General features: G+C 70.8%; 21 protein-coding genes and 2 tRNA genes. 3 read left to right on the top strand and 20 right to left on the bottom strand.

Annotated elements, in window-relative coordinates; genetic code table 11:
- Positions 1–72: 72 nt before the first annotated feature.
- The 3 genes from BMZ82_RS21945 to leuS form a co-directional block, all read right to left on the bottom strand.
- Positions 73–918 carry a DegV family protein gene (locus tag BMZ82_RS21945; RefSeq protein WP_093778354.1) on the bottom strand — a complete coding sequence of 282 codons (846 nt, stop codon included), beginning with the start codon at positions 916–918 and terminating at the stop codon, positions 73–75.
- Positions 919–1035: 117 nt separating this feature from the next.
- Entirely contained in the window at positions 1036–1827 is a 792-nt protein-coding gene (locus BMZ82_RS21940) for a hypothetical protein (protein ID WP_093778352.1), read from the bottom strand.
- A gap of 154 nt (positions 1828–1981) precedes the next feature.
- Positions 1982–4876: a leucine--tRNA ligase gene (leuS, locus tag BMZ82_RS21935; RefSeq protein ID WP_093778350.1), complete on the bottom strand. Its 2895-nt coding sequence runs from the start codon at positions 4874–4876 to the stop codon at positions 1982–1984.
- 440 nt (positions 4877–5316) lie between these two features.
- Here leuS and BMZ82_RS21930 point away from each other — a divergent pair, with 440 nt between their 5' ends.
- Positions 5317–6633, top strand: a complete 1317-nt coding sequence (locus BMZ82_RS21930; protein ID WP_093778348.1) for a hypothetical protein — start codon at positions 5317–5319, stop codon at positions 6631–6633.
- The gene (locus BMZ82_RS21925) at positions 6630–8240 is read left to right on the top strand and encodes an NADH-quinone oxidoreductase subunit NuoF family protein (protein ID WP_093778346.1); all 1611 of its coding nucleotides are present in this window, start codon (positions 6630–6632) and stop codon (positions 8238–8240) included. Before BMZ82_RS21930 ends, BMZ82_RS21925 begins: the two co-directional genes overlap by 4 nt.
- Before the next feature lie 144 nt (positions 8241–8384).
- On the opposite strand, the gene BMZ82_RS21920 is transcribed toward BMZ82_RS21925, so the two are convergent.
- From BMZ82_RS21920 to BMZ82_RS40805, 10 genes are all read right to left on the bottom strand, one after another.
- Positions 8385–8457, bottom strand: a tRNA-Ala gene (locus BMZ82_RS21920).
- 107 nt (positions 8458–8564) lie between these two features.
- Entirely contained in the window at positions 8565–8798 is a 234-nt protein-coding gene (locus BMZ82_RS21915; RefSeq protein WP_003976229.1) for a hypothetical protein, read from the bottom strand.
- Positions 8799–8801: 3 nt separating this feature from the next.
- Positions 8802–8975 (bottom strand): hypothetical protein, encoded by a 174-nt coding sequence (locus BMZ82_RS39550; RefSeq protein ID WP_107487679.1) that lies wholly within the window; start codon positions 8973–8975, stop codon positions 8802–8804.
- A 372-nt stretch (positions 8976–9347) separates the two neighbouring features.
- Positions 9348–9420: transfer RNA gene (locus tag BMZ82_RS21910), tRNA-Ala, on the bottom strand.
- Positions 9421–9513: 93 nt separating this feature from the next.
- On the bottom strand, positions 9514–10188 hold the full coding sequence (locus BMZ82_RS21905; RefSeq protein ID WP_093778344.1) for a histidine phosphatase family protein: 675 nt from the start codon (positions 10186–10188) through the stop codon (positions 9514–9516).
- The gene (gene rsfS / locus BMZ82_RS21900; RefSeq protein WP_093778342.1) at positions 10185–10631 is read right to left on the bottom strand and encodes a ribosome silencing factor; all 447 of its coding nucleotides are present in this window, start codon (positions 10629–10631) and stop codon (positions 10185–10187) included. Before rsfS ends, BMZ82_RS21905 begins: the two co-directional genes overlap by 4 nt.
- A gap of 107 nt (positions 10632–10738) precedes the next feature.
- A complete protein-coding gene (locus BMZ82_RS21895; RefSeq protein WP_093778340.1) occupies positions 10739–12499 on the bottom strand; it encodes an LCP family protein in 1761 nt (586 codons plus the stop codon).
- A gap of 16 nt (positions 12500–12515) precedes the next feature.
- Positions 12516–13151, bottom strand: coding sequence for a nicotinate-nucleotide adenylyltransferase (gene nadD / locus BMZ82_RS21890; protein ID WP_093778338.1), 636 nt, complete (start codon positions 13149–13151; stop codon positions 12516–12518).
- A 97-nt stretch (positions 13152–13248) separates the two neighbouring features.
- On the bottom strand, positions 13249–13413 hold the full coding sequence (locus BMZ82_RS40810; RefSeq protein WP_093778336.1) for a hypothetical protein: 165 nt from the start codon (positions 13411–13413) through the stop codon (positions 13249–13251).
- 139 nt (positions 13414–13552) lie between these two features.
- Positions 13553–13714, bottom strand: coding sequence for a hypothetical protein (locus tag BMZ82_RS40805; RefSeq protein WP_093778334.1), 162 nt, complete (start codon positions 13712–13714; stop codon positions 13553–13555).
- Positions 13715–13878: 164 nt separating this feature from the next.
- Between BMZ82_RS40805 and BMZ82_RS21875 the strand changes: the two genes are divergently transcribed.
- Positions 13879–15009, top strand: a complete 1131-nt coding sequence (locus BMZ82_RS21875; protein ID WP_093778333.1) for a M48 family metallopeptidase — start codon at positions 13879–13881, stop codon at positions 15007–15009.
- A gap of 28 nt (positions 15010–15037) precedes the next feature.
- Here the strand turns inward: BMZ82_RS21875 and BMZ82_RS21870 are convergent, their stop codons facing one another.
- The 7 genes from BMZ82_RS21870 to BMZ82_RS21840 form a co-directional block, all read right to left on the bottom strand.
- Positions 15038–16108, bottom strand: a complete 1071-nt coding sequence (locus BMZ82_RS21870) for an SCO2583 family membrane protein (RefSeq protein ID WP_093778331.1) — start codon at positions 16106–16108, stop codon at positions 15038–15040.
- 145 nt (positions 16109–16253) lie between these two features.
- Positions 16254–16832 carry an SCO2584 family spore wall biosynthesis protein gene (locus tag BMZ82_RS21865; protein WP_177244597.1) on the bottom strand — a complete coding sequence of 193 codons (579 nt, stop codon included), beginning with the start codon at positions 16830–16832 and terminating at the stop codon, positions 16254–16256.
- Positions 16833–16884: 52 nt separating this feature from the next.
- Positions 16885–18171: a glutamate-5-semialdehyde dehydrogenase gene (locus BMZ82_RS21860; protein ID WP_093778327.1), complete on the bottom strand. Its 1287-nt coding sequence runs from the start codon at positions 18169–18171 to the stop codon at positions 16885–16887.
- An 85-nt stretch (positions 18172–18256) separates the two neighbouring features.
- On the bottom strand, positions 18257–18847 hold the full coding sequence (locus tag BMZ82_RS21855) for a hypothetical protein (protein WP_093778325.1): 591 nt from the start codon (positions 18845–18847) through the stop codon (positions 18257–18259).
- 156 nt (positions 18848–19003) lie between these two features.
- Positions 19004–20110, bottom strand: coding sequence for a glutamate 5-kinase (gene proB, locus BMZ82_RS21850; protein WP_093778323.1), 1107 nt, complete (start codon positions 20108–20110; stop codon positions 19004–19006).
- A gap of 196 nt (positions 20111–20306) precedes the next feature.
- Positions 20307–21536, bottom strand: coding sequence for a glycosyltransferase family 2 protein (locus tag BMZ82_RS21845; RefSeq protein ID WP_093778321.1), 1230 nt, complete (start codon positions 21534–21536; stop codon positions 20307–20309).
- A gap of 184 nt (positions 21537–21720) precedes the next feature.
- Complete coding sequence (locus BMZ82_RS21840; protein WP_093778319.1) at positions 21721–23784, bottom strand: hypothetical protein; 2064 nt, start codon at positions 23782–23784, stop codon at positions 21721–21723.
- Positions 23785–23862: the final 78 nt, after the last annotated feature.

Below are 23862 nucleotides of genomic sequence, written 5' to 3'. Positions count from 1 at the left end.
ATCCAACACCCGGAATCCAACACCCGGCACCCGGCACCCGCACCCGCACCCGCACCCGCACCCAAGAACCCCTCAGCGCGGCGAGACCACCACGCCCAGCAACCCCGGCCCGGTATGCGCCCCGATCACCGCACCGACCTCGCTCACATGCAGGTCGACGAGCCCCGGCACCCGTGACCGCAGACGATCCGCAAGGGCCGACGCCCGGTCGGGGGCGGCGAGATGGTGCACGGCGATGTCGACCGGCGCGCTGCCCGCCCGCTCGGCCACCAGCTCCTCCAGGCGGGCAATCGCCTTCGACGCCGTCCGCACCTTCTCCAGGAGGTCGATGCGCCCCCCGTCCAACTGAAGCAGCGGCTTCACCGCGAGCGCCGAGCCCAACAGGGCCTGGGCGGCGCCGATCCGGCCGCCGCGGCGCAGATAGTCCAGGGTGTCGACGTAGAAGTAGGCGGAGGTGCCCGCGGCCCGCTTCTCCGCCGCGGTGACCGCCTCGTCGACCGTGCCGCCCGTCTCGGCGGCCTCGGCAGCCGCGAGCGCGCAGAAGCCGAGCGCCATCGCGACCATGCCGGTGTCCACCACCCGCACCGGCACCGGCGCCTCACGCGCCGCGACGACCGCCGCGTCGTACGTGCCGGACAACTCGGCGGAGAGGTGGAGGGAGACGATGCCGGTGGCACCGGACTCGGCGACCTTGCGGTACGTCTCCGCGAAGAGCTGGGGGCTCGGCCGCGAGGTGGTGACGGGGCGTCGCTTCTGCAGTGCCTGGGCCAGGGACCGGGTCGAGATCTCGGTGCCCTCTTCAAGAGCCTCATCGCCGAGGACGACGGTCAGGGGCACCCTGGTGATGCCATGACGCTCCATCGTCCGCTGCGGCAAGTAGGCCGTTGAATCCGTGACGATCGCGACATGGCGGGACATGATCTGGAGGTTACCTGCCGTAGCCCCCGCGCGGCAGCCCGGCCCCTCACAGCCGGTCCGCCCTTGACCGAATCGAATACACCACCAGGCACCAGGCAGCGGGCTGACCCGCATACCTCAGGTAGTGCTCTCAGGCCGCCGCTTCTTCTGCCAAGGGTAGGTCGGTCGCGGTGCCGGCGGGGTGATGGCGGCCCGGCTCGGCTCGCCCGGGGTCTCCGGAGTGCGGGTACCGGGGGTCTCCGGCCAGGTCTGTCCGGTCGCCGCGCTGTCGGCGGCCGGTGCCTCGGGCCACGGAGGCGGTGTCCGGTCAGAGCCCGACGTGGACCCGGGCGTGGAATCCGCCGCGGAACCCGGCGTCGAGTCCGCCGTGGTCCAGTGCCGCAGGGCACCGGCCTCGACGTCTATCTGCGCGCTGAGGGTGTCGAGGTCGTCGGTGGCGAAGCGGTGGGCGCGGTCCCGGGCCGCCCAGCGCAGGGAGTCCGCCGAAGCCGTGATGCGCTCGGTGCGCTCCCGCAGCGAGGGCAGCCGCTCCGCGGCCTTCGCGCGGTTCGGCTCGGACTCCAGGCGCTTGAGTTCGTCGTCCAGTTCATGCCCGTGTGCGCTGAGCCGCTGGAACAGGGCGAGGGACTCCCTGAGGGATTCGTCCTCGGCGACGCCCGCGTGCAGCGCCTCCTGCGTGGCCCGCATCGACGTGCGCAGCTTGAGCCGCAACTGGGCGATCTCGCCGGCCGGTCCGGGCTGGGCGAAGGACTTGGCCCGCAGGGTGTGGTCCTCGACCGTGCGCCGGGCCTGGGTGATGGTGCGGTCGACGCCTCGCTTGGCGGCTCCGACCACCTTCACCGTGGCGTAGGCGCCGAGCGCCAGGAACAGCACGAAGAGCAGGGCGACGACTGTGATCACTGCTTCCACCAGCTCCTCCTTCGGCCCGCCACGACAGATCCGGCGCCGCACCCGGCACGCCTCACTTAAAACCGTAAACGACGCGGGCAGGCCCGGAGTTCCAGAAGAACCCCGAACCTGCCCGTAGGGGACTACCCGGAGCCGCTCTCACGGCCCCCGCCGATCATGCCGGAACGATGTTCACCAGCTTCGGCGCGCGCACGATCACCTTGCGGATCCCGGCCCCGCCCAGCGCGCTGACCACGGCCTCGTCGGCCAGCGCCACCTTCTCCAGCTCCTCGTCGGAGATGGCCGGGGACACCTCCAGGCGCGCCTTGACCTTGCCCTTGATCTGCACGACGCAGGTCACGCTCTCGTCCACGACGTACGCCGGGTCGGCGACCGGCAGGTCCTGGTGGACGACCGAGTCGGTGTGGCCCAGCTTGCGCCACAGTTCCTCGGCGATGTGCGGGGCCAGCGGGGCGACCAGCAGCACCAGGGCCTCGGCGACGGAGCGCGGCACCGCGCCGCCCACCTTGGTCAGGTGGTTGTTCAGCTCGGTGATCTTGGCGATGGCGGTGTTGAAGCGCAGGCCCTCCAGGTCCTGGCGCACCCCGTCGATCGCCTTGTGCAGGGCGCGCAGGGTGGCCACGTCGATGTCGGCGTCCTCGACGTCGACCACGGTCACCTCGCCGGTGGCCTCGTCGACGACGATGCGCCACAGCCGCTGCAGCAGCCGGTACTGGCCCACCACCGCGCGCGTGTCCCAGGGCCGCGAGACGTCCAGCGGGCCCATCGCCATCTCGTACAGGCGCAGCGTGTCCGCCCCGTACTCGGCGCAGATCTCGTCCGGAGTGACCGCGTTCTTCAGGGACTTGCCCATCTTGCCCAGCAGCCGGGAGACCTTCTCGCCCTGGTAGAAGTACGCGCCGTCGCGCTCCTCGACCTCGGCGGCCGGCACCGCGATGCCACGGCTGTCACGGTAGACGTAGGCCTGGATCATGCCCTGGTTGAACAGCTTGTGGAACGGCTCCACGGAGGAGACGTGCCCCAGGTCGAACAGGACCTTGGACCAGAAGCGCGCGTACAGCAGGTGCAGCACGGCGTGCTCGGCGCCGCCGACGTACAGGTCGACGCCGCCGTGCGGCTGCCCCGCGCGCGGGCCCATCCAGTACTGCTCGATCTCCGGGTCGACCAGCTTCTCGCTGTTGTGCGGGTCCAGGTAGCGCAGCTCGTACCAGCAGGAACCGGCCCAGTTGGGCATGGTGTTGGTCTCGCGCCGGTACTTCTGCGGGCCGCGGCCGTCGCCCAGGTCCAGGGTGACGTGGACCCAGTCGCCGTTGCGGGACAGGGGCGTCTCCGGGGAGGTGTCCGCGTCGTCCGGGTCGAAGGTGCGCGGCGAGTAGTCCTCGACCTCCGGCAGCTCCAGCGGCAGCATCGACTCGGGCAGGGAGTGGGCGACGCCGTCCTCGTCGTAGACGATCGGGAAGGGCTCGCCCCAGTAGCGCTGGCGGCTGAACAGCCAGTCGCGCAGCCGGAAGTTGACGGTGCCCTCGCCGATGCCCTTGCGGGCCAGCCACTCGGTGATGCGGGCCTTGGCGTCGACGACGCTCATGCCGTCCAGGCTGATCTCGTCGTTCGACGAGTTGATGATCTTCGCGTCGTGGGCCCCGAAGGCGTTCTCCCACGTCGAGGTGTCAGTGCCGCGGCCGTCGGTCGGTTCGACGATGCAGTGGATCGGCAGCTCGAAGGCGCGCGCGAACTCGAAGTCGCGCTGGTCGCCGCACGGGACGGCCATGATCGCGCCGGTGCCGTACCCCATCAGGACGTAGTCGGAGATGAAGACGGGGATCTGGTCGCCGTTGACCGGGTTGGTCGCGTACACGCCGGTGAAGACGCCGGTCTTGTCCTTGGCCTCGGCCTGGCGCTCGACGTCGGACTTCGAGGCGGCCTGCGCGCGGTACGCGGCGACGGCCTCGGCCGGGGTCGCGTGGCCGCCGGTCCAGACGTCGTGCGCGCCCTCGGGCCAGGCGGCCGGGGTGAACTTGTCGACCAGCGGGTGTTCGGGCGCCAGCACCATGTAGCTCGCGCCGAACAGGGTGTCGGGGCGCGTCGTGAAAACCGTGATGCGCTCGCCGTCCACCGCGAAGTGGACGCGGGCGCCCTCGGAGCGGCCGATCCAGTTGCGCTGCTGCAGCTTGATGGCCTCGGGCCAGTCCAGCGCGTCCAGATCGTCCAGCAGGCGGTCCGCGTAGGCGGTGATGCGCATGTTCCACTGGCGCAGCTTGGCCTTGAAGACGGGGTAGTTGCCGCGCTCGGAGCGGCCGTCGGCGGTGACTTCCTCGTTGGCCAGCACGGTGCCCAGGCCGGGGCACCAGTTGACCGGCGCGTCGGAGGCGTAGGCCAGGCGGAACTCGCTCAGGACGTCGGCGCGCTCGGTGGCGGTCAGTTCGTGCCACGCGCGCGTGTGCCCCGGTACGGCGCGGTCACCGGACTCGAACTGGGCGACCAGCTCGGCGATCGGACGGGCCTTGTCCGCCTCGTCGTCGTACCAGGAGTTGAAGATCTGCAGGAAGATCCACTGGGTCCACTTGTAGTACTCCGGGTCGATCGTGGCGAACGACCGGCGCCTGTCGTGGCCCAGACCCAGCCGGCGGAGCTGGACCTTCATGTTCTCGATGTTGGCCTCGGTGGACACGCGCGGGTGTGTGCCGGTCTGCACGGCATACTGCTCGGCGGGCAGGCCGAACGCGTCGAAGCCCAGGGTGTGCAGGACGTTGTGGCCGGTCATCCGCTGGAAGCGCGCGAAGACGTCGGTCGCGATGTAGCCCAGAGGGTGGCCGACGTGCAGGCCCGCACCGGAGGGGTAGGGGAACATGTCCATGATGAACTTCTTGGGGCGGGCGACCAGCTCGGGGTCACCGGCCAGGTCACCCTTGGGGTTGGGGGCCGCGTACGTGCCCTCGGCGTCCCAGAAGTCCTGCCAGCGTGCTTCGATCTCGGCGGCCATGGCCGCCGTGTAGCGGTGCGGCGCTGCCTCCGCCGGGACAGCGGCGGCAGCGGGGTTCGTCTCGCTCATGGTCCTCAAAGCTCCATCGATCGTCTCTGCCAGCGGCTTGGCGTCCGGCCTGTCGTCCAGGAAACGAAAAATCCCCTCGCACAGGAGGGGACGCCGCGCCGATTCCGAACCGTCCGTTCACCGGCGGTCGGGACTGATCAGCGCGGCTCGCTAAGCAGAAGGCGTACAGCACGCATGGCGCTAGGGTACCGCAGGCCTTGAGCACGCCGCGACGCGCTTACGTATGCATGGTCGCGACAACGTTGCTGCGGCCAGAACGGGCCAACCGGAACTGAATAAAGGTCAAGAGTTACTTCGCGTAACAGTCACTAAGGGACATCACACCAGCCACTTTGTCGTTTCATAACAACGCAATAACTCAAACCTCGTACCCACCGGTATGGAGCCACTTAGAGTTCGGCAGCGGGACCGCTTTCCCGAAACTGCTCGGAGTTGCCCCCATGAACCCTCGTCGTAGTAACAGCTCGCTCCCCAAGCCCGGCCGGTCGGCCTATGGGGCGGCGACGGCTGCCGTCCTCCTCCTCATACCCGTGGTCGTGCTGGTCGGAGGCGACCAGTTCCAAGCCTTCCTGAACTTCGGCGCGGGTGTGCTGTCCCTCGTCTCGCTCAGTTGCTCGGTGATCTGGGGCCTGGTCGCACAGGACCGGATCTTCCTCAACACCCGCCAGCGGATCATCGGCCAAGCGGTGCACCGGACGACGGCGGTCGCCTCGATCGCGTTCCTGCTGCTGCACATCACCACGAAGATCGCGCTGGACCACACCAAGCTCATCGCCGCGATCATCCCGTTCTCCCTGGGCATCACCGGAACCGGCGGCCTCATCGGCCTCGGCTCCGTGGCCGGCCTGCTGATGATCTTCGTCGGCATCACGGGCGCCCTGCGCAGCAACTTCGCCGCGCCGGCCGAGGTCGCCGCCCGCTGGCGCGCCATGCACATGCTCGCCTACCCCGCCTGGTGCGCCGCACTCGTGCACGGCCTCTACGCGGGCCGCCAGGCCAAGCCGATCTTCACGATCCTGTACAGCCTGTGCCTGCTGGGCGTCATGGCCGCCCTCGCCCTGCGCGCCGCGCCGCGCCCGTTCAAGCGCCAGGTCGCCGACCGGTTCGGCGCGATCCTGGGCGGCGGCGAGGACCGGTCGGCCATGGACGGCCTCGAGGCGTCACGCGCGCGCGTGACGGAGACCGGATCGTCCGCGCTGCCCGGCTACGAGGGCCGCTCGGGCCGCTCGCCGCTGACCGACACGATGAGCTCCACGCGGATGGCGCCACCGTCGGCGTCGCCGCTGTACGACACCCCCGCCACCCCGGAGCCCGCCAACGGCTTCGCGGCCGCCTACCGGGCCGTCAACACGCCGCCGCGCGGCCCGCAGCAGCCCTTCGCGGCCGACCAGACCGCGCGGATGAACATGCAGTTCGACATGCAGGCCACGGAGGCGATCCAGCGGGTCGACACCGGCGGCAGCACCTCGGGCACCTGGCCGGTGCCGTCCCCGCCGCCGGTCGGCGAAGCGCCCCCGTCGGCCTACGACCCGCTCCAGGACACGGGATTCAACATCCCGGTCTATGGCAATTCGGGCAACCCGGGGTACGGCGGACGTGACGTGTACGACACGGGTGAGACGAACCCCGCCTACAACACGTACAACCAGAACGACACGTACAACAGCGGTCCCGCCAATGAACCATCGCCCGGCGCGTCCTTCGACGCACCGGGTTCGGGCGAACCTTGGAACACGCCTTCCGGAGGCTATAGGTGAACGAGGCCCTGCCCGACGTCCCAGAAGTCCGCGTGGTCGGCCTTCCGCAGCTCACGTCGGGCTTCGACCTTGTCGAGAGACTCGACCTGCCCATGCACCTGAAGGTGCACGGGCCGCTCGAACCCCTGGGCGGAGAGGCCCTCGCGAAGCTCTCCGAGAACATCAACCTGAAGGGCCGCGGCGGCGCGGGCTTCCCCTTCCACAAGAAGCTGCGCTCGGTCGCCGAGGCCGCGATCAAGCGCGGTGTACGGCCAGTTGTCGTCGTCAACGGCAGTGAGGACGAGCCGGCCTGCCGCAAGGACACGGTGCTCATCAACCGTGCCCCGCACCTCATCCTGGACGGCGCGCTGCTGGTCGCGGAGGCGCTGGGTGCCCGCACGCTCGTGGTGGGGGTCACCCGTGAATCGACCCAGCGCTCCATGGAGGCCGCGCTCGCCGAACGCGGCCTGAGCAACGGCCGCCGTTCGGCGCTGAAGGCGTTCGTGCAGCGCAACCCGATCCGCATGGTCACCGGCGCCGCCGCGTCGCTGATCCGCTCCATCGACGGCGGCCCGCCGATCCCGCCCGGCCGCAAGGTCAGCGCCTCGCAGAACGGCGTCGGCGGCGCGCCCACCCTGCTGTCCAACGCCGAGACGTTCGCCCAACTGGCCATCGCCGCCCGCATCGGCCCGGAGCGCTACGGCAACACCGGCCTCTACGACGAGCCGGGCACCGTCATGCTGACGGTCTCCGGCGCCGTCGCCCGCCCGATGGTGATCGAGGTCCCCACCGGCGTACCGCTGCGCTACGTCCTTCAGCTCGCCGGCGCCCCTCCGGTGCCCCAGGGCGTGCTGACGGGTGGTTACCACGGCAAGTGGATCGACGCGGCGACGGTCAACGAGGCGATCGTCTCCCGCAACTCGCTGGACGCGGTGGGCGGGGCACTCGGCGCCGGCGCGATCATGCCGATCAGTCAGGAGACCTGCCCGCTGGGCGAGTCGCTGCGGGTGGCGCAGTGGCTGGCCGACGAGAGCGCCGGCCAGTGCGGCCCCTGCTACCTCGGTCTGCCGGCCGCCGCGCGCGGCATGGAGGACATCCTCAACGGCGGCGGCCCGGCCGCCCTGGAGGCGCTCAAGCAGGTCGCCAAGAACGTCAAGCGGCGCGGCGCGTGCTCGCACCCGGACGGCTCCGCGATGTTCCTGGAGTCGACCGTCAAGGCGTTCACCGACGACCTGGCCGCCCATGTCCTCGGAAACGGCTGCGGACGGCCCGTGGAGGGCGTTCTGCCGCTCTTCGAGGCCGGTATGGCCCCGAAGGCCATCACGAGCGGCATCGAGCCGCAGGACAGCGGCTCGAGCCGTCAGAAGATCTTCGTCGACTGGACGCTGTGCCGTGGGCACGGTCTGTGCGCGGACATCCTCCCGGAGGTCTTCCAGCTCGGCGCGGACGGCTTCCCGACGGTGGCGCAGGCGAAGGTGCCGCAGAACGCGGAGGCGAAGGCGCTGCGCGCGGTGCGGCGCTGCCCGGCGCTGGCCCTGCGCGTCGAGGAGGACACGCGCGCGCAGGCACCCGCCCGCAACCTCCCGGTCGTCTCCCAGGGCCGCGGCCGCCGCGCCCTGGGCCGCTGAGCGAGTACGACGACGAGACGACGAAGGACGAGACGACGAGACGAAAGGGGCCGCCTGAGAACAGGCGGCCCGTTTTCCTTTGCCCAGCCCCCAGGAACGCAAAAAGATCCCGCCGGATCGAATCCGATCCGGCGGGATCTGCTGTGGAGCTAAGGAGAATTGAACTCCTGACCTCCTGCATGCCATGCAGGCGCTCTACCAACTGAGCTATAGCCCCTTGCGGTGTTCCACCGGGCTTCCCCGGCGGCGACGCCAACATTACCGGTCCCTGCCGTGGACCACCAAATCGTTTCCGCCATGCCCGATTTCACCCGATACGCAAGGTCAGGCGGTGACGAACGAATAGAACCGTTTGAGCGTGCAGTGCTCCTCGAGGAGCCGCCCGTAGATCGGCTCGCCCTCCAGTTCGCGGTACGTCTCGATCGGGTCGCCTTTTATGATCAGCGCCCGCGCGCATTCCTCGCACCAGTACTGGTAGTCGGGGTTGACCGGCTCCATGTCACGGACGATCGGGGTGCCGCTGCCGCACCAGTCGCACTTTCGCCTGTGTGCACCCATCGATCAGCTCCAGCAGTGGCCGCAGGCCGTGCACACGTAGGAAATCCCGCCGTTGTCGCCGAGCACTTGGGCCACGTGGGCGGAACCGCAGGAGGGGCAGTCGAGCCGGGTGGCCTTGTCCCGTGTCAACGCCGCTTCGGAGAGGTGGCCGACCTCTCCGAGGATGCTCGCAGGCATCGCTACTCCCTCCCGTCGGGCCGCGCCCCCTTCCGGCCGTTTGATTCTGCCACGGCCGGACCAATACGGTCAGCGACGCCTCAGTACCAGTCCGGACACGGCACCGAGGAGAGCTGTCGTAGCGAGCGCGAACATGCATGTGAGAAGCGCTTCCGAAGAGGTATACGCCTCCGGTGCCCCAAGTGACTCAAGCCGGTGAGAGAACAGTGCGCCGAGGGGGCCACACCGAACCCCGCCGCCGGGAGAGGCGGAGCGCCGAGCGACACCGAGCGCCCCGGCCCCGGCGCTCGCGAGCGGTGGCGGGCGACAAAAAATCCCGCCCCCTGAGGGGCGGGATCTTCGTGAACCGATCTCTACCGACCGGCCGTTCTGTGGAGCTAAGGAGAATTGAACTCCTGACCTCCTGCATGCCATGCAGGCGCTCTACCAACTGAGCTATAGCCCCTTGCGTTCTTCCCGCTCGGCGGGGCGAACAAGAAGAACTTTAGCCTGCGACCTGCCGGAAAGTGAAATCCGGGTCCCGGCCGCCGCGCGGCGGTCAGTCGTCGTCGCCGAGCACCGGCTCGGGCAGGGTGCCGGCGTTGTGCTCGAGCAGCCGCCAGCCCCGGGCGCCCACGCCGAGCACGGACCAGCAGCAGTTGGAGAGCCCGCCAAGGCTCTCCCAGTTGTGCGCCTCCAGGCCGAGGAGCCGGCCGATGGTGGTGCGGATGGTGCCGCCGTGGCTGACGACGACGAGCGTGCCGTCCTCGGGCAGCTTCTCGGCGTGCCGCAGCACCACGGGGGCGGCGCGGTCGGCGACCTCGGTCTCCAGCTCGCCGCCGCCGCGACGGACCGGCTCACCGCGCTTCCACGCGGTGTACTCGTCGCCGTGGCGGGCGATGATCTCGTCGTGCGTCAGCCCCTGCCACACGCCCGCGTACGTCTCGCGCAGCCCTTCGTCGTGAGTCACCGTCAGGCCGGTGAGCGCGGCGAGCTCGGCGGCCGTGTTCGCCGCCCGTGACAGGTCCGAGGCGACGATGGCGTCGGGCTGGAGGGAGGCGAGCAGCCGAGCGGCGCGGCGGGCCTGGGCCACGCCGGTCTCGGTCAGCTCGACGTCCGTCGTGCCCTGGAAGCGGCGCTCCACGTTCCAGGCGGTCTGGCCGTGCCGCCAGAGGATGACACGGCGGCCACGGCCCGCCGCGCGGTCGGCGACCGCCTCGGCGGGGCCACTCACCGCAGCTCCCCGAACTCGGCGGCGTCGTCCTCCTCGGCCTGCAGCTTGGCGTGCTCCTGGGCCTTGCCGCGGGTGGCCTTGGCGTCGGCGGGCAGCTCCAGCTCGGGGCAGTCCTTCCAGAGCCGCTCCAGGGCGTAGAAGACGCGCTCCTCGCTGTGCTGGACGTGGACGACGATGTCGACGTAGTCGAGCAGGATCCAGCGGGCGTCGCGGTCGCCCTCGCGGCGTACCGGCTTGACGCCGAGCTCCTTCTGGAGGCGCTCCTCGATCTCGTCGACGATCGACTTGACCTGGCGGTCGTTGGGCGCGGAGGCCAGCAGGAAGGCGTCCGTGATAGACAGCACGTCGCTGACGTCGTAGGCGATGATGTCGTGCGCGAGCTTGTCGGCGGCCGCCTGTGCGGCGGCGGTGATGAGCTCGATGGAGCGGTCAGTGGCGGTCACTACAAGGCTTTCCGTCGGCGGACTTTTGTCCTCAAGGGTCTCACGGCCCGCCGACGGCACCCCACGTCATGAGGGGATCGCCCGGATCGCTCAGCTCACCCCTCGGTTCATCCCGAAGAGGAAGGCTTGTAGTCCTCCCCCAGGACGACCGCCACGTCCGCGCTCCCGGAGACCGTGCCCTTCTTCACCGCGCCGGCGTCCAGGCCCAGGGTCTTGGCGACCTGGGCGGCGTTCTCCTTGTCGGCGGCGTCCGCGTAGAGCACCTGGGAGGTGGCCTTCGTGCCCGACGGGGTGCCGCCCTCCAGGAAGGTGAAGCCGCCGTTGAGGAGCACCACGCGCGCGTCCTCGGTCCTGGCCTTGGTGCCGCTGGCGTTCTGGACGGAGACGCTGACGGCCGCGTCCTTGTCGGGGCTCTTCGCGGTGCCGCCGAGGACGTTCTTGACGACGCTCGCGCTCGCCTCGGCGCTGAGGGTGCCGTCGGTCTGGACGGGCAGCAGGGCGGTCTTGTAGTCGCCGCCCTTGGCGAGGTCGGCGAGTTTGGCGAGGAAGGCGCCGAGGTCCTTGTCGGTCAGCGAGGGGTCGAGGATCTGCGCCAGCGTCTGGACGGTGACGGTGGCGCCCTGCGCGTCGGACGACACCTTGCGCAGCACGCCCTGCATGACCTGGCCGAACCGCTCCAACTGGGCGTTCTGGGCCTCGCCCGGGGCGCGGTAGGTGGCGTAGCCGACGGCCATCTTGCCGCTGAGGGTCTGGCCCTCCCCCTTGGTGACGAGCGGGGCCTCGCCCTTCTTGGCGTCGGGCGCGGGCACGGCCGTGTCGGTGTCGACCTCGATGTTGCCGACGAGGTCGACGAGGTTCTGCAGGTAGGGGGTGTCGAGGCGCCAGGTGCCCTGGATCTGCGTGCCGAGGACGGTGTCCAGGGCGTCGCGCGTGCCGGCCGAGCCGTCGTCGTCGACGGACTTGGCGAGGGTCGTCGTGGTGCCGTCCTGGTCCGTGAGGACGAGGGAGTTGGGCAGCAGGACCGTGGTGCCCTGCTTGGTGGTGGTGTTGTCGACGAGCAGCGCCGTGGCGGTGCCGCCGCCGGCCGTGTCGTGCAGGTGGACGACGACCACGTCACGCTTCTGGGCAGCGGTGGCGGCCGTGGTGCCGGTGCCGGAGTTGGAGGACGACGACAGGCCGGGCAGCTTCCCGGCGTACCAGAGGTAGCCGACTCCGCCGACCGCGAACACCGCCAGGACCACGACGAGGGCGACCATACGGCCACGCGCGCGCCGCTTGGCCTCCTCGCGGCGCTCGGTGCGGTTCTCGGTGAAGTTCAGCCAGTCGATGACGTCCTCGGAGTCGCCGTCGGGCTCCTCCACGAACGCGAACTGCTCGGTCTTGTAGTCCCGTTGCCCCTCTTGCCCCTCAGCCTCCGCCGCGTCACCGGACGCGGAGTCGGAGGTGGTGCCGCTCTCCTCGACCGGGCCGGCCTGTTGCGGGATGTAGGCGGTCTGCCCGTGGGTGTCGTACGGGGCCTGCGGGGCGTTCCCGTAGGGGTCGTACGCGGGGGTGGGCGGCTGCCGACCGGTGTCGTACGCGCCGTAGGCGGACGGCGACGACTGCTGCTGCCCGCCCGTGGCGTACGGGTCGTAGCCATAGCCCTGCTGGCCCTGGCCCTGGCCCTGGCCGAGCCCTTGGCCCTGACCTTGGTCATGGCTCTGCCCCTGGCCCTGGTACGTCTGCCCGCCCTGTCGCCCGTACGGGTCGTAGGCCTGTTGCGGGAGCTGTTGGGGCGGGATCTGCTGGTAGACGGGCTGCCCGTACTCGTCGTAGCCGACGAGTTCGTACTGGTCGGCTCCGTACCCCGCGTCGTATCGGTCGTTCACCGGTACCCCTCTCGGCTCACTCGCCGCGGTACAGCTCGCGCTTGTCGATGTAGCGCACGACCCCGTCGGGCACCAGGTACCAGACGGGGTCGCCCTTGGCGACTCTCGCGCGGCAGTCCGTGGAGGAGATGGCGAGCGCGGGGACCTCGACGAGCGAGACGCCGCCCTCGGGGAGGCCCTGGTCGGACAGGACATGGCCCGGCCGGGTGACCCCGACGAAGTGCGCGAGGGAGAACAGTTCCTCGCTGTCGCGCCAGGTCAGGATCTGGCCGAGGGCGTCGGCACCGGTGATGAAGAAGAGGTCGGCGGTGGGGTTGAGGGACCGCAGGTCGCGCAGGGTGTCCACGGTGTAGGTGGGGCCGCCGCGGTCGATGTCGATACGGCTGACCGAGAACTGCGGGTTCTCGGCGGTCGCGATGACCGTCATCAGGTAGCGGTCCTCGGCCGGGGAGACGCTGCGGTGGGTCTTCTGCCACGGCTGCCCGGTCGGCACGAACACGACCTCGTCCAGGTGGAACTGCGCGGCGACCTCACTGGCCGCCACGAGGTGTCCGTGGTGGATCGGATCGAACGTCCCGCCCATGACGCCGAGGCGGCGCTTGCCGGGGTTCGACGGGCCGATAGGGCCGATAGGCATGTCCTGCTCTCCCATGCGTGCAGACCCTACCGGCCCGACCTGAGAGCCCCGGCCGACGGATGCCCGGAGCGCCCCGCTATGCCGGAGTGCCCGTCGGTGAACACGTGGCGTCTCAGCGGTCGCGGTTGAAACGGGTGGTGATCCACAGCAGAAGCAGCAGGATGAGGAAAGCGCTGCCGCCGGTGACCAACGGGTTGAGGCTCTCGTGGTTGCCACCGTGCTCCTCGCCCTCGGCGGCGAGGGTGACTAGCTGGGCAGCGGCGCTGTGAAGGCTCATCTTCGGCAGGACCTATCCGGTGTGGGCGGAATAAAGACGTCGGCCCATCGTAAGCGGGCGGCTCGGCGGCGATCACGCCGACTCCGCCATCGGGAACCTTCGGGAACCTTCGGGAACCGTCGGGAACCTTCGCGACGGCTCAGTCGTCCTTCCGCTTGTAGCCCCGTAGCAGGAACCACGCGGTGAGCACACAGCCCAGGATCATCACGACCAGTACGACGCGGAGCAGATTCCCCGGCCCCTGGTGTTGGGCGGCGCCGGCGGCCTCGGTCAGCCAGGCGGCTGTGGGACGGTGCTCCATGGCGTGGGACTCCTTCGGTGTAGTGCCCGTCCAAGGTAGCGCCGCCTAGGCTGGGTCCTGCTTCGGGGGCGCAAAGGGCCGCACAAGGGTCCGCAAAGGGTCAGGCGTGAAGGGTCAGGCAGCGGGTCAGGTAGAGGGCCAGACAGACGTACATGGGGGAAGACATGTCCGACGACCGCCACGAGAACGAGGGCACGGGCCGCGAGCACGTGCCGAGCAGGCAGCGCAGGCGCTTCCCCGGAATCTCCTCGCGGGCCTACGAGCATCCGGCCGACCGCTCCGCCCTGGTGGCGCTGCGCAAGCTGAGCGGTTTCGACACGGTGTTCAAGGCGCTCAGCGGGCTGCTGCCCGAGCGCAGTCTCCGGCTGCTGTTCCTGTCCGATTCGGTGCGGGTCTCCGACCAGCAGTTCGCGCACCTGCACGACATGCTGCGGGACGCCTGTCAGATCCTGGACCTGGAGAAGGTCCCGCCGATGTACGTCAGCCAGGACCCGCAGCCCAACGCGATGTGCATCGGTCTGGACGAGCCGATCATCATGGTCACCACCGGGCTCGTCGAGCTGCTCGACGAGGAGGAGATGCGGGCGGTCGTCGGCCACGAGGTGGGCCACGCCCTGTCCGGGCACGCCGTGTACCGCACGATCCTGCTGTTCCTGACCAACCTGGCGGTCCGGGTCGCCTGGATCCCGCTGGGCAACCTCGCGATCATGGCGATCGTGACGGCGCTGCGCGAGTGGTTCCGCAAGTCGGAGCTGTCCGCCGACCGCGCGGGGCTCCTCGTCGGCCAGGACCTGAAGGCGTCGATGCGCGGCCTGATGAAGATCGCCGGCGGCAACCACCTGCACGAGATGAACGTGGACGCCTTCCTGAAGCAGGCCGAGGAGTACGAGGCCGGCGGCGACCTGCGCGACTCCGTGCTGAAGATCCTCAACGTGCTGCCCCGCACCCACCCCTTCACCACCGTGCGGGCGGCCGAGCTGAAGAAGTGGGCCGAGTCCCGCGACCACCAGCGGATCATGGACGGCCACTACCCGCGCCGCGACGAGGACAAGGACACCTCGGTCACGGACTCCTTCCGCGAGTCCGCCGCCCACTACGCGACCAGCGTCAAGAGCTCCAAGGACCCGCTGATGAAGCTGGTCAGCGACCTCGCGGGCGGTGCGGGCGACCTGGGCGGCCGGGTGCGGCGCGGCTTCGGCGGCTTCGCGGCTCCGACCCCGCCCCCGTCCACCGACCAGCCGCCCCGGAACGGCTCGTCCGACCCGACGGACCCCCCGCCGCGCGACGGGAACTGACCACGCCCCCACGCCTGCCCGCCTGCCCTCACACCTTCGGCTGTGCGCTGGTCGACAAGGTGCCGCACAGGGCCGTCGCGTCGCCCGTCGCGTAGGGGTCCGTGCCGGGCGGGCCGCCCGTCTGGGCGGTCTCGCCGGCCAGCAGGGGGCGTAGGTGGTTCGCGGTGTTCTCGGCGCAGGACAGGGGGCCGGCCTGGACGTAGGCGACGATCAGTTGGAGTTGGTGGGTGCGCAGGTCGTCGCGGTCGAAGCGGAAGTGCAGCTCGCGGCGGACGGTGAAGAGGGAGGCCGGGGCGGTGGCGGCGGCGCCGGTGGGCCGTAGCGCGTAGACGAAGGTGTGGTCGGCGGTGACCTCGAGGGTCGAGTCGTCGGTCTCGGCGGCCTGCAGCGTGCCCTGGACGCGGATGCCGCTGTCGGCGAGCTGGGCCCTGGCCGGGTCGAAGCGGACCAGCCAGCCGGTCGGCGCGTGTCTGCCGTCGGCGGCCGGGTGGCTGAAGCTCTCGTCGAACTGGTCGAGCTGCTCGGCGTCGATCAGGGCGCGCACGGGCCGCACCTGCTGCCCGGTGAGCACCTCCGGGTAGAGCGAGGAGTGCACGATGTAGTCCTTGGCCGCCGTCAGGGCGGTCACGACCTGGCTGTCGGAGAAGTGCGCGGTGCGCCGGGAGGCGGGCAGCGGAATGCCCTCGGCACCGATGCGGAACCGCGCGGCGGGACTGTGCGCGAACAGCGTCCCGGGGTCGGCCGCCCCGGGCACGGCGCCCTGCGGGGCGAGCGGGACGACGGTCATCCGCAGCGGCTCCACCGGCCCGCGCAGCACCGACTCCCGGTAGGGGCTGCGGACGCCCATATAGAGGGCGGTGCCGAAGGCGACGGCGATCAGCAGGACCAGGATCAGCACCTGCCGGGACAGGCCCCGGCGCAGCGGCGGGCGGCGGCGGACGGCGGGCGCGTGGTCGGCCATGCGCTCCTGCGCGGAGTACTCCTGGATACGGGCAGCGCGGACGAACGATTCGTCGAAGACGACGGATCGGTACTCGTCCTCGCCACCTCCGGACGTGCTCTCGGGTGTCCCCTCGGGTGGGTCTCCAGGCCCGGCCATACTTTGAGAGTAGGTCGCACGGAGCCCAGGTAAACGCCCGGCTGTACGACAAGTTCTGACAGGTTCTCACCAGCTCCGGCCCCGCACACCTACCCCCGGCGCACCCCTCGCGCATCCTTCGCACGGGCCTGCGTCGCACATGTGTTCAGGGTGTGCGCGGGACCGCCGAGACAGGTGGCTGGGAATAGCTGGCGGAGGCCGACGGGTGCGGCACGCTCCCCTGTTCGAGACCGGTCGTGGCCGGCAGCGGCACCTGGTCGCGGCTTCCGGAGGACGACGCGCCCCGGTAGACCGCGGCGAAGGCCAGCGCCACCATGCCGACGCCCATGATCACGGCGAGCATCCAGGCCACCGGGCGATGCCAGCGGACGTGCTTGCCGTAGGTCCCCGGAGCGCCGTAGCACCCTTCGTCGAGGTCGGCGTCGTCCAGCTCGTCGAGTTCCGGGTCGTGGCCGAAATCGCCCGGGCCGTCGGGGCCGTACGCGTCGTCGTAGCGGTCGCGGCGGGCGCGGGCGCGGCGGGCCTCCGCCTCGGAGGCCTCGGCTCTCGCCTCCGAGGCGGCCAGGAGGCGTTCGAAGGCGGTCGGCTCGTGCACCACGGCCGCCTGTACGAAGGCCTCGTCGAGGACCACGGAGGCGAACTCTTCGTCCGACACCCCGCGGTCGTGTTCGTCGTCGGGCTCCCAGCCGTCAGGGAACGGCATACCCCCCACGTCCTCCGGCACAAGTCCAGAGTAGACCTGGAGGGTCAATTTGGGCAGGCGGTACGGAAATTCGTCAGCGCCGTACGTGCCCGTCGCCGGTGACGATGTACTTGGTGCTGGTCAGCTCCGGCAGGCCCATCGGGCCCCGGGCGTGCAGCTTCTGGGTGGAAATGCCGATCTCCGCGCCGAAGCCGAACTGGCCGCCGTCGGTGAACCGGGTGGAGGCGTTCACCGCCACCGTGGTGGAGTCGACCAACTGGGTGAAGCGGCGGGCCGCCTGCTGCGAGGTGGTGACGATCGCCTCGGTGTGACCGGAGGTCCACAGCCGGATGTGCTCGACGGCCTTGTCGAGGGAGTCGACGACCGCCGCGGCGATGTCGTACGACAGGTACTCCGTCTCCCAGTCCTCGGGCGTGGCCTCGACGACGGTCGCCTTGGAGTCCTTGGCGTAGGCCTGCACCCGCTCGTCGGCGTGCACGGTGACGCCCGCCTCGGCGAGCGCGTCGAGGGCGCGGGGCAGGAACTCGGGGGCGATGTCCTGGTGCACGAGGAGGGTCTCGGCGGAGTTGCAGACGCTCGGCCGCTGCGCCTTGGAGTTGATCAGGATGTCGATCGCCATGTCGAGGTCGGCGTGCGCGTCGACGTAGACGTGGCAGTTGCCGACGCCGGTCTCGATGACCGGGACGGTGGACTCGGCCACGACGGTCTGGATGAGCGAAGCGCCGCCGCGCGGGATGAGGACGTCGACCAGACCGCGCGAGCGCATCAGCTCGCGCACGCTGTCACGGCCCTCGCCGGGCACGAGCTGTACGGCGTCGGCGGGCAGCCCCGCGCCGCCGACCGCGTCGCGGATCACCCGGACGAGGGCGGTGTTCGACTCGTACGCGGAGGACGAGCCGCGCAGCAGGACCGCGTTGCCCGACTTCAGGCAGAGGGCGGCGGCGTCCACGGTGACGTTCGGCCGGGCCTCGTAGATGATGCCGACGACGCCGAGCGGGACGCGGACCTGGCGCAGGTCGATGCCGTTGGGGAGGGTGGAGCCGCGGACGACCTCGCCGACCGGGTCGGGCAGCGCCACGACGTCCCGCACGTCGGAGGCGATGGCGCGGACCCGCTCCGGGGTGAGGGTCAGCCGGTCGACGATCGACTCGCTGGTCCCGGCCTCGCGCGCCTTGGCGATGTCCTTGGCGTTGGCCTCGACGATCTCACTCGTACGGACCTCCAGCGCGTCCGCGATGGCGAGCAGCGCGTCGTCCTTCGCCGCCCGGGGCAGCGGCGCGAGGTCGGCGGCGGCCGCCTTGGCGCGGTAGGCGGCGCGGGTGACCGGGGACATGGAGTCGTACGGCGAGAGCGTGGTCATACGGGAAGGGTAGTGCGCCGCGCGGGCCCCTTCACCTCTCGTTCCAGCCCCCGAGACGCACCGGCGCGGGGTGTCGGGCGGGGTGTCAGTAGGGGTGGACCCCGACCGGGGTCGCCGGGGCCGGGCCGTAGCCCTCCGCGATGCGCTGGTGGTAGGTCTGGCGGTCGATGACCTCCAGGCCGACGATCTCCCAGGGCGGCAGGCCGGCCGTGTGGCGGTGCTCGCCCCACAGGCGCAGGGCGACGGCGGCCGCGTCGTGCAGGTCGCGGGCCTCCTCCCAGTACCGGATCTCGGCGTGGTCGCCCGCGTATCTGCTGGTCAGGAGGAAGGGGTGGTCGTGGGCGAGCTGTTCGAGCGCGCGCCGGACCTCCGTCACCGGGGCCTGTTCGCCGGAGACGCTGAGGGTGACGTGCCACAGCCGGGGGAGGTCCGCGGGCCGCCCGCCCTTCGGCTCGGTGTCCTCCTGGGCCTGGTCCTGGACCTGCGCCTGCGCCCGGTACCGCTCGCCGGCCGCCACGCTGGTCAGGGCACGCTCCTCGCCGGGCGCCCGCGCCACCGACGAACCCGCCGCGCGGGACGACGTCGTCGACGCCGACGAGGACGACGCCGATGACGTGGAACCGGTCCCGCCGGTACTCCCACGGGCCGCTGCCACCCCAGGGCGCACTCGTCTCACGACGGCCTCCTTTACGCAGCGTTCGTGCGGGATGTGTCCTGCGGTGACCCGCCGGACTCCCGCAGCCTGTCCCTGAGACAAAGTTGAGCAGGCCGCACGGCTCCGTGGGGCGGTTTCACGGAACGTCCCCCACCGGTACGGACCGTTCGAGCGGGTTTACGGGTGCAGGATCACCAGGTCGTCCCGGTGGACGACCTCGCGCTCGTACTCCGCGCCCAGCTCCCGCGCCAGATCCCGGGTCGACCGGCCGATCAGTTGCGGGATCTCCTTGGCGTCGAAGTTGACGAGGCCGCGGGCCACCGCACGGCCCCGGGTGTCGCGCAGTTCGACGGGGTCGCCCGCGCTGAACTCGCCCTCGACGGCGGCGATCCCGGCCGGCAACAGCGAGGTGCGCCGCTCGACGACCGCGCGCACGGCCCCGTCGTCCAGCGTGAGCGAGCCCTGCGGGGTGGACGCGTGCTGGAGCCACAGCAGCCGGTCCGCGGAGCGTTTGCCGGTGGGGTGGAAGTAGGTGCCGGTGTCCCCGCCGGTGAAGGCGTCGGCGGCGTGGACGGCGCTGGTGAGGACCACGGGGATGCCCGCGGCGGCCGCGATCCGGGCGGCCTCGATCTTGGTGGCCATGCCGCCGATGCCGACGCCCGCCTTGCCGGCGCTGCCGATCTCGACGTGCGCGAGATCCTCGGGGCCCCGCACCTCGGCGACCCGCGAGGTGCCGGGCCTGCTGGGGTCGCCGTCGTAGACGCCGTCGACGTCGGACAGCAGGACCAGCAGGTCGGCGTGGACGAGGTGGGCGACGAGGGCGGCGAGCCGGTCGTTGTCGCCGAAGCGGATCTCGTCGGTGGCGACGGTGTCGTTCTCGTTCACGATCGGGAACGCGCCCATCGCGAGCAGCTTGTCCAGGGTGCGGGAGGCGTTGCGGTGGTGAGCGCGCCGGCTCATGTCGTCGCTGGTCAGCAGCACCTGGCCGACGCGGACGCCGTAGCGCGCGAAGGAGGCGGTGTAGCGGGCGATGAGCAGGCCCTGGCCGACGCTGGCGGCGGCCTGCTGGCGGGCGAGATCCTTGGGCCGGCGGCGCAGCCCCAGCGGGGCGAGCCCGGCGGCGATGGCGCCGGAGGAGACGAGCACGACCTCCTTCTCGCCCCCGCTGCGGCTCTTGGTGAGGACGTCGACGAGCGCGTCGACCCGGTCGGCGTCGAGCCCGCCGGCGGCGGTGGTCAGCGACGAGGAGCCGACCTTGACGACGATCCGGCGGGCCTCCCCCACGGCCTGCCTGGCCCCTGCTGCTGCCGCTGCTCCTGCGGCCTGCCTTGCCCCTGCCACCTTGTTCTGCGCCCCTTGCGTAGCTCCACGGCTGCCCGCCTGGCAATCTACGCGAACAGGGGCGGAGGCCGCGCGGGGGTTTCACTTCGCGGACGGTGTTCACGTCGCGACCGTTCGCTCACGCGGTGACCGGCGGGTCTCAGGCCGCTGCCGTGCCGCCCGGGCGCATCGGCCGGCGGCGGATTCTGCTGAGCTTCCGGCGGACCTTGCGGGTGAAGCCGCGCAGGAAGGTCTCGGTGGTGTCCTTGCGCCAGCCCGGGTAGGCCTTGGCCTCGCGGGGTTCGGCGAGGTAGACGCGGTCGGGGATGCCGGCCGTGGCCGAGCCGTAGTGCGGGTAGGCCAGGTAGAGCTGGGTGTTGCGCTTCTTCAGGACGGGCGTCGGCGCGGTCTTGGCCTGGATGAACTCCAGGACGTCCACGAGGAGGTCGGGGCGCTGCCGGGCGACCAGCTCCAAGCGCAGCCGCTCGTGCACGTTGAGGCGCTGGGCCACGCCTTCGTTCCAGTACGCGTCCATCAGGGGTTTGGCCAGCTCCAGCTTGGTGCGCCGGATCTCCTCGTCGTTCCGGAGGAAGACGGGCCCGAACTGCGGCAGCACGGTGACCAGGAACGGGCGGACCATGAGCACGTCACGCTTGGCGCCGGGCGGGAGCAGCCGCTCCAGCAGGCCCATCAGGGCGCGCGCGGAGTCGAAGCGCAGCGTGTAGCTGCCGCTCTTCGTCACATGCTTGCCGTCGGTTCGGCCGACCAGGTAGTAGCAGGTGTAGTCGGCGACCACGGAGACGCCGTCGGCCCGCAGATAGGCCTCCATGGTGAACAGCGCGTCCTCGCCGGTCCACAGGGACTCGTCGAAGCGCATGTCGTGGCGCGCCAGGAACTCCCGGCGGAACAGCTTCTGCGCGCTGAGCGTGAACTTGATGTTGGAGGAGAAGACGTCCGTCCGCTCGAGCGTCTTGCCCCACATCGACTTCGGGGGGTTGCGGTTGATGCCCTCGACCCGGCCCAGGACGACGTCCGTGCCGTTGCGGTCGGCCATGGCGACCATGCGTTCCAGGGCCTCGGCGCCGAGCCGGTCGTCGGCGTCGAGGAAGAAGACGTAGCGCCCGGTGGCCTTGGCGAGGCCGACGTTGCGCGGGCCGCTGGGGCCGCCGGAGTTCTCCTGGCGGATCACCGTGACGGTCATGGGGACGCGGGCGGCGAACTCCTCCAGGTACTCCCCGGTGCCGTCGCGGGAGCCGTCGTCGACGGCTATGACCTCCAGGCGTGCCGGGTCCAGCGTCTGTGCCTCGACCGACGCCAGGCATTCGACCAGGTACGGCATCGCCTCGTACGCCCCGATGACGACCGTGACGTCAGGCTGCACAACGGTCACTGTTCCCTCTCACCACGCAATGGTCCCCTCATGACTGCTCATGATTCCTCTGGATATCCGATAGACGGCCGATGAACGGGAAGGGTTGCTCCGGTTCGCCCACGTGTTCCACATCACAGGATGCACGAAGAACCGGGCCCCCGGAGAGTTCACTCCGGGGGCCCGGTCCGGGGAAACACGGACGTCAGGCGGTCGTGACCCCGTTGGTCAGGGCCGGCTCGTCGTCCGGCGGCCCGTCCAGCGGGCCGCCCGCCGCGAGGCCGTGGGACTCCTGACCGAGATTGCGGGCCTCGGCCTTCAGTGCGAGGGCGGCGAGCGCGGCGTCGAACTGTTCGAGGGACGTCGGCTCGTCGGGCCCGAGCAGGTACTCCTTCAGTTCCCTGCGGTCCTTGGCCAGCGGATCGGCGGCCGGGTCGCGCACCGCGTCCAGCAGCCGGTCCAGCTCGGCTGCGCCGTTGCCGAGCAGCACGGCCGCGCGCACCGCGGTGTTCTGCCGCCGGAACTCCTCCGCGCCCAGCTCCGCCGAGTCCGTGACGGCGTACGGCTTGCCGCTCGCGATGAAGTCGGAGACGACGCTGGAGATGTCGGAGACCATCGCCTCGGAGGCGTTGAAGCAGTCGTACAGCCGCGGTCCCGAGCCGGTGATCACCCGGTGCTCGTAGGAGGGGAAGGAGCGCCAGTACGTCTCGTTCCACTCGGCGCGCAGCCGGGCGGCCGCCTCGTGCTTGCGGACGTCGACGATGCCGTCGCGGCTGGTCACGGCCTCGTCGGCGCGCTCGTCGAAGGCCAGCGAGAGGCCGTCCAGGCGGGCCTTGAGGCGGGTCAGCTCCGCCTTGGCCTTGGTCTGGGCCGCCGGGTCCGCGGTGAAGCGGGCGTCGGCCGCGCGCTCGGCCGCGGCCTTCTTGATCAGGGCGGTGACCCGCCGGTGCGCGGCGGCCGCCTTGGCGCTGCGGTTGCCGGTGAAGGGGTGCGGCTTGTACAGGACGCGGACCGGGGGCTCGGCCGCGACCAGCTTCCTGACGATGTTCTCGCCGGCCAGGATGAGCGAGGTGTTGCCCGGGTTGTCGTCCCAGCCCTCCCAGGTGGGCGCGTACAGCACCGTCGGGATCCGGTCCTGCGGCGGGGTGTTCCGCGCGGTCTCGATCGGCGCCAGTTGCGGGCGGCCGACCTCGACGACGTCCTCGTCGCGGATGCCGACGTCAGCGATCGCGTACCGGTCGCGGCCCGCGCGGCCGGCGGTCCAGACCTCGTCGTAGACCTTGCTGAACGGGTTGACGCTGGCGGCCTTGTCGCTGTCGCCGTGGCCGATGAAGACGTGCTTCATGGTCGGTACGCGCAGCAGGTGGATGTTCTTGCCGACGTTGGCGCAGTACAGCGCGACCCGCACCATGGACAGGTCCAGGTTCATCAGGTGCACCCCCCCGGGCACGCAGATGACGGGGACCGAGGTGGGCGCCATGTTCTCCAGGATGGCGCGCTCCCGCAGCAGGATCAGGGGCCGCGCCTCCATCTCCTCCATGGTCTCCAGCCACATGTTGACCTGGTAGGCGGAGTCGTCGCCGCCGGAGAAGTACAGCACCGTCTCCGGCCGGTACTCGCGCAGCCAGGCGCTGACCGCGCCCAGCACCTTGGGGGCCCTCGGCGGGAGCCGCTTCGCCCGCAGGTACGGCACCAGCGCGACGACGTACACCGTGCCCAGGGCGAGCGTGACCGCGATGCCGGCGTAGCCCGGGCGGACCGAGTCGGTGAACGCGCAGACGAGCAGGCCCACCACGGCCGCGAGGTCGAGGTGGAGCATCTTCACGGTGGCGAGGTTGAGCAGGAGGCGCGGCGGGGCGTCCGGGATGCTCAGCCGGGAGGCCAGGTCGACGTTCCTGGTCACGACCGGCATCTGACGGCGTTTGCCGATCAGGGTGACCAGCGCGCCATGCGGGGCCTGGAGACCGAAGAACACCGTGAAGCACGCGATCGCCGCGTAGAAGACCGGCTCCTGGGAGAGGTCGAGTCTCGCCAGCAGCAGGATCAGCAGCAGTTCGCGGACCAGGAACCGGGTGGACAGACCGGCCCGCACCTTGCCCAGGAGGCCGATGAGGCGACTGCGCTTGCGGTGGAGGTAGAGGTCCGCCAGGTACGTCACGGCGGCCGCGGCGGCGAAGGCCGGGGCGCTCGGGACGAGCGCGGCCGCCATGAGGCCTGGGTAGCCCAGCATCATGAGGACCGCCGCGGCCAGCTCGGCCACGGAGCCCACCCGGGCTACGCGAATAGCAGTGGATATCACGGAGAAACCTGCTCTGGGAGGGGGCCGGTCATAAGTGCTAAAAGTCCG

It is taken from the genome of Streptomyces sp. yr375, assembly GCF_900110755.1.
Lineage (GTDB): Bacteria > Actinomycetota > Actinomycetes > Streptomycetales > Streptomycetaceae > Streptomyces.
Note: the sequence above shows the minus strand (reverse complement) of the source record. Positions and strands in the feature narration are given on the sequence as shown.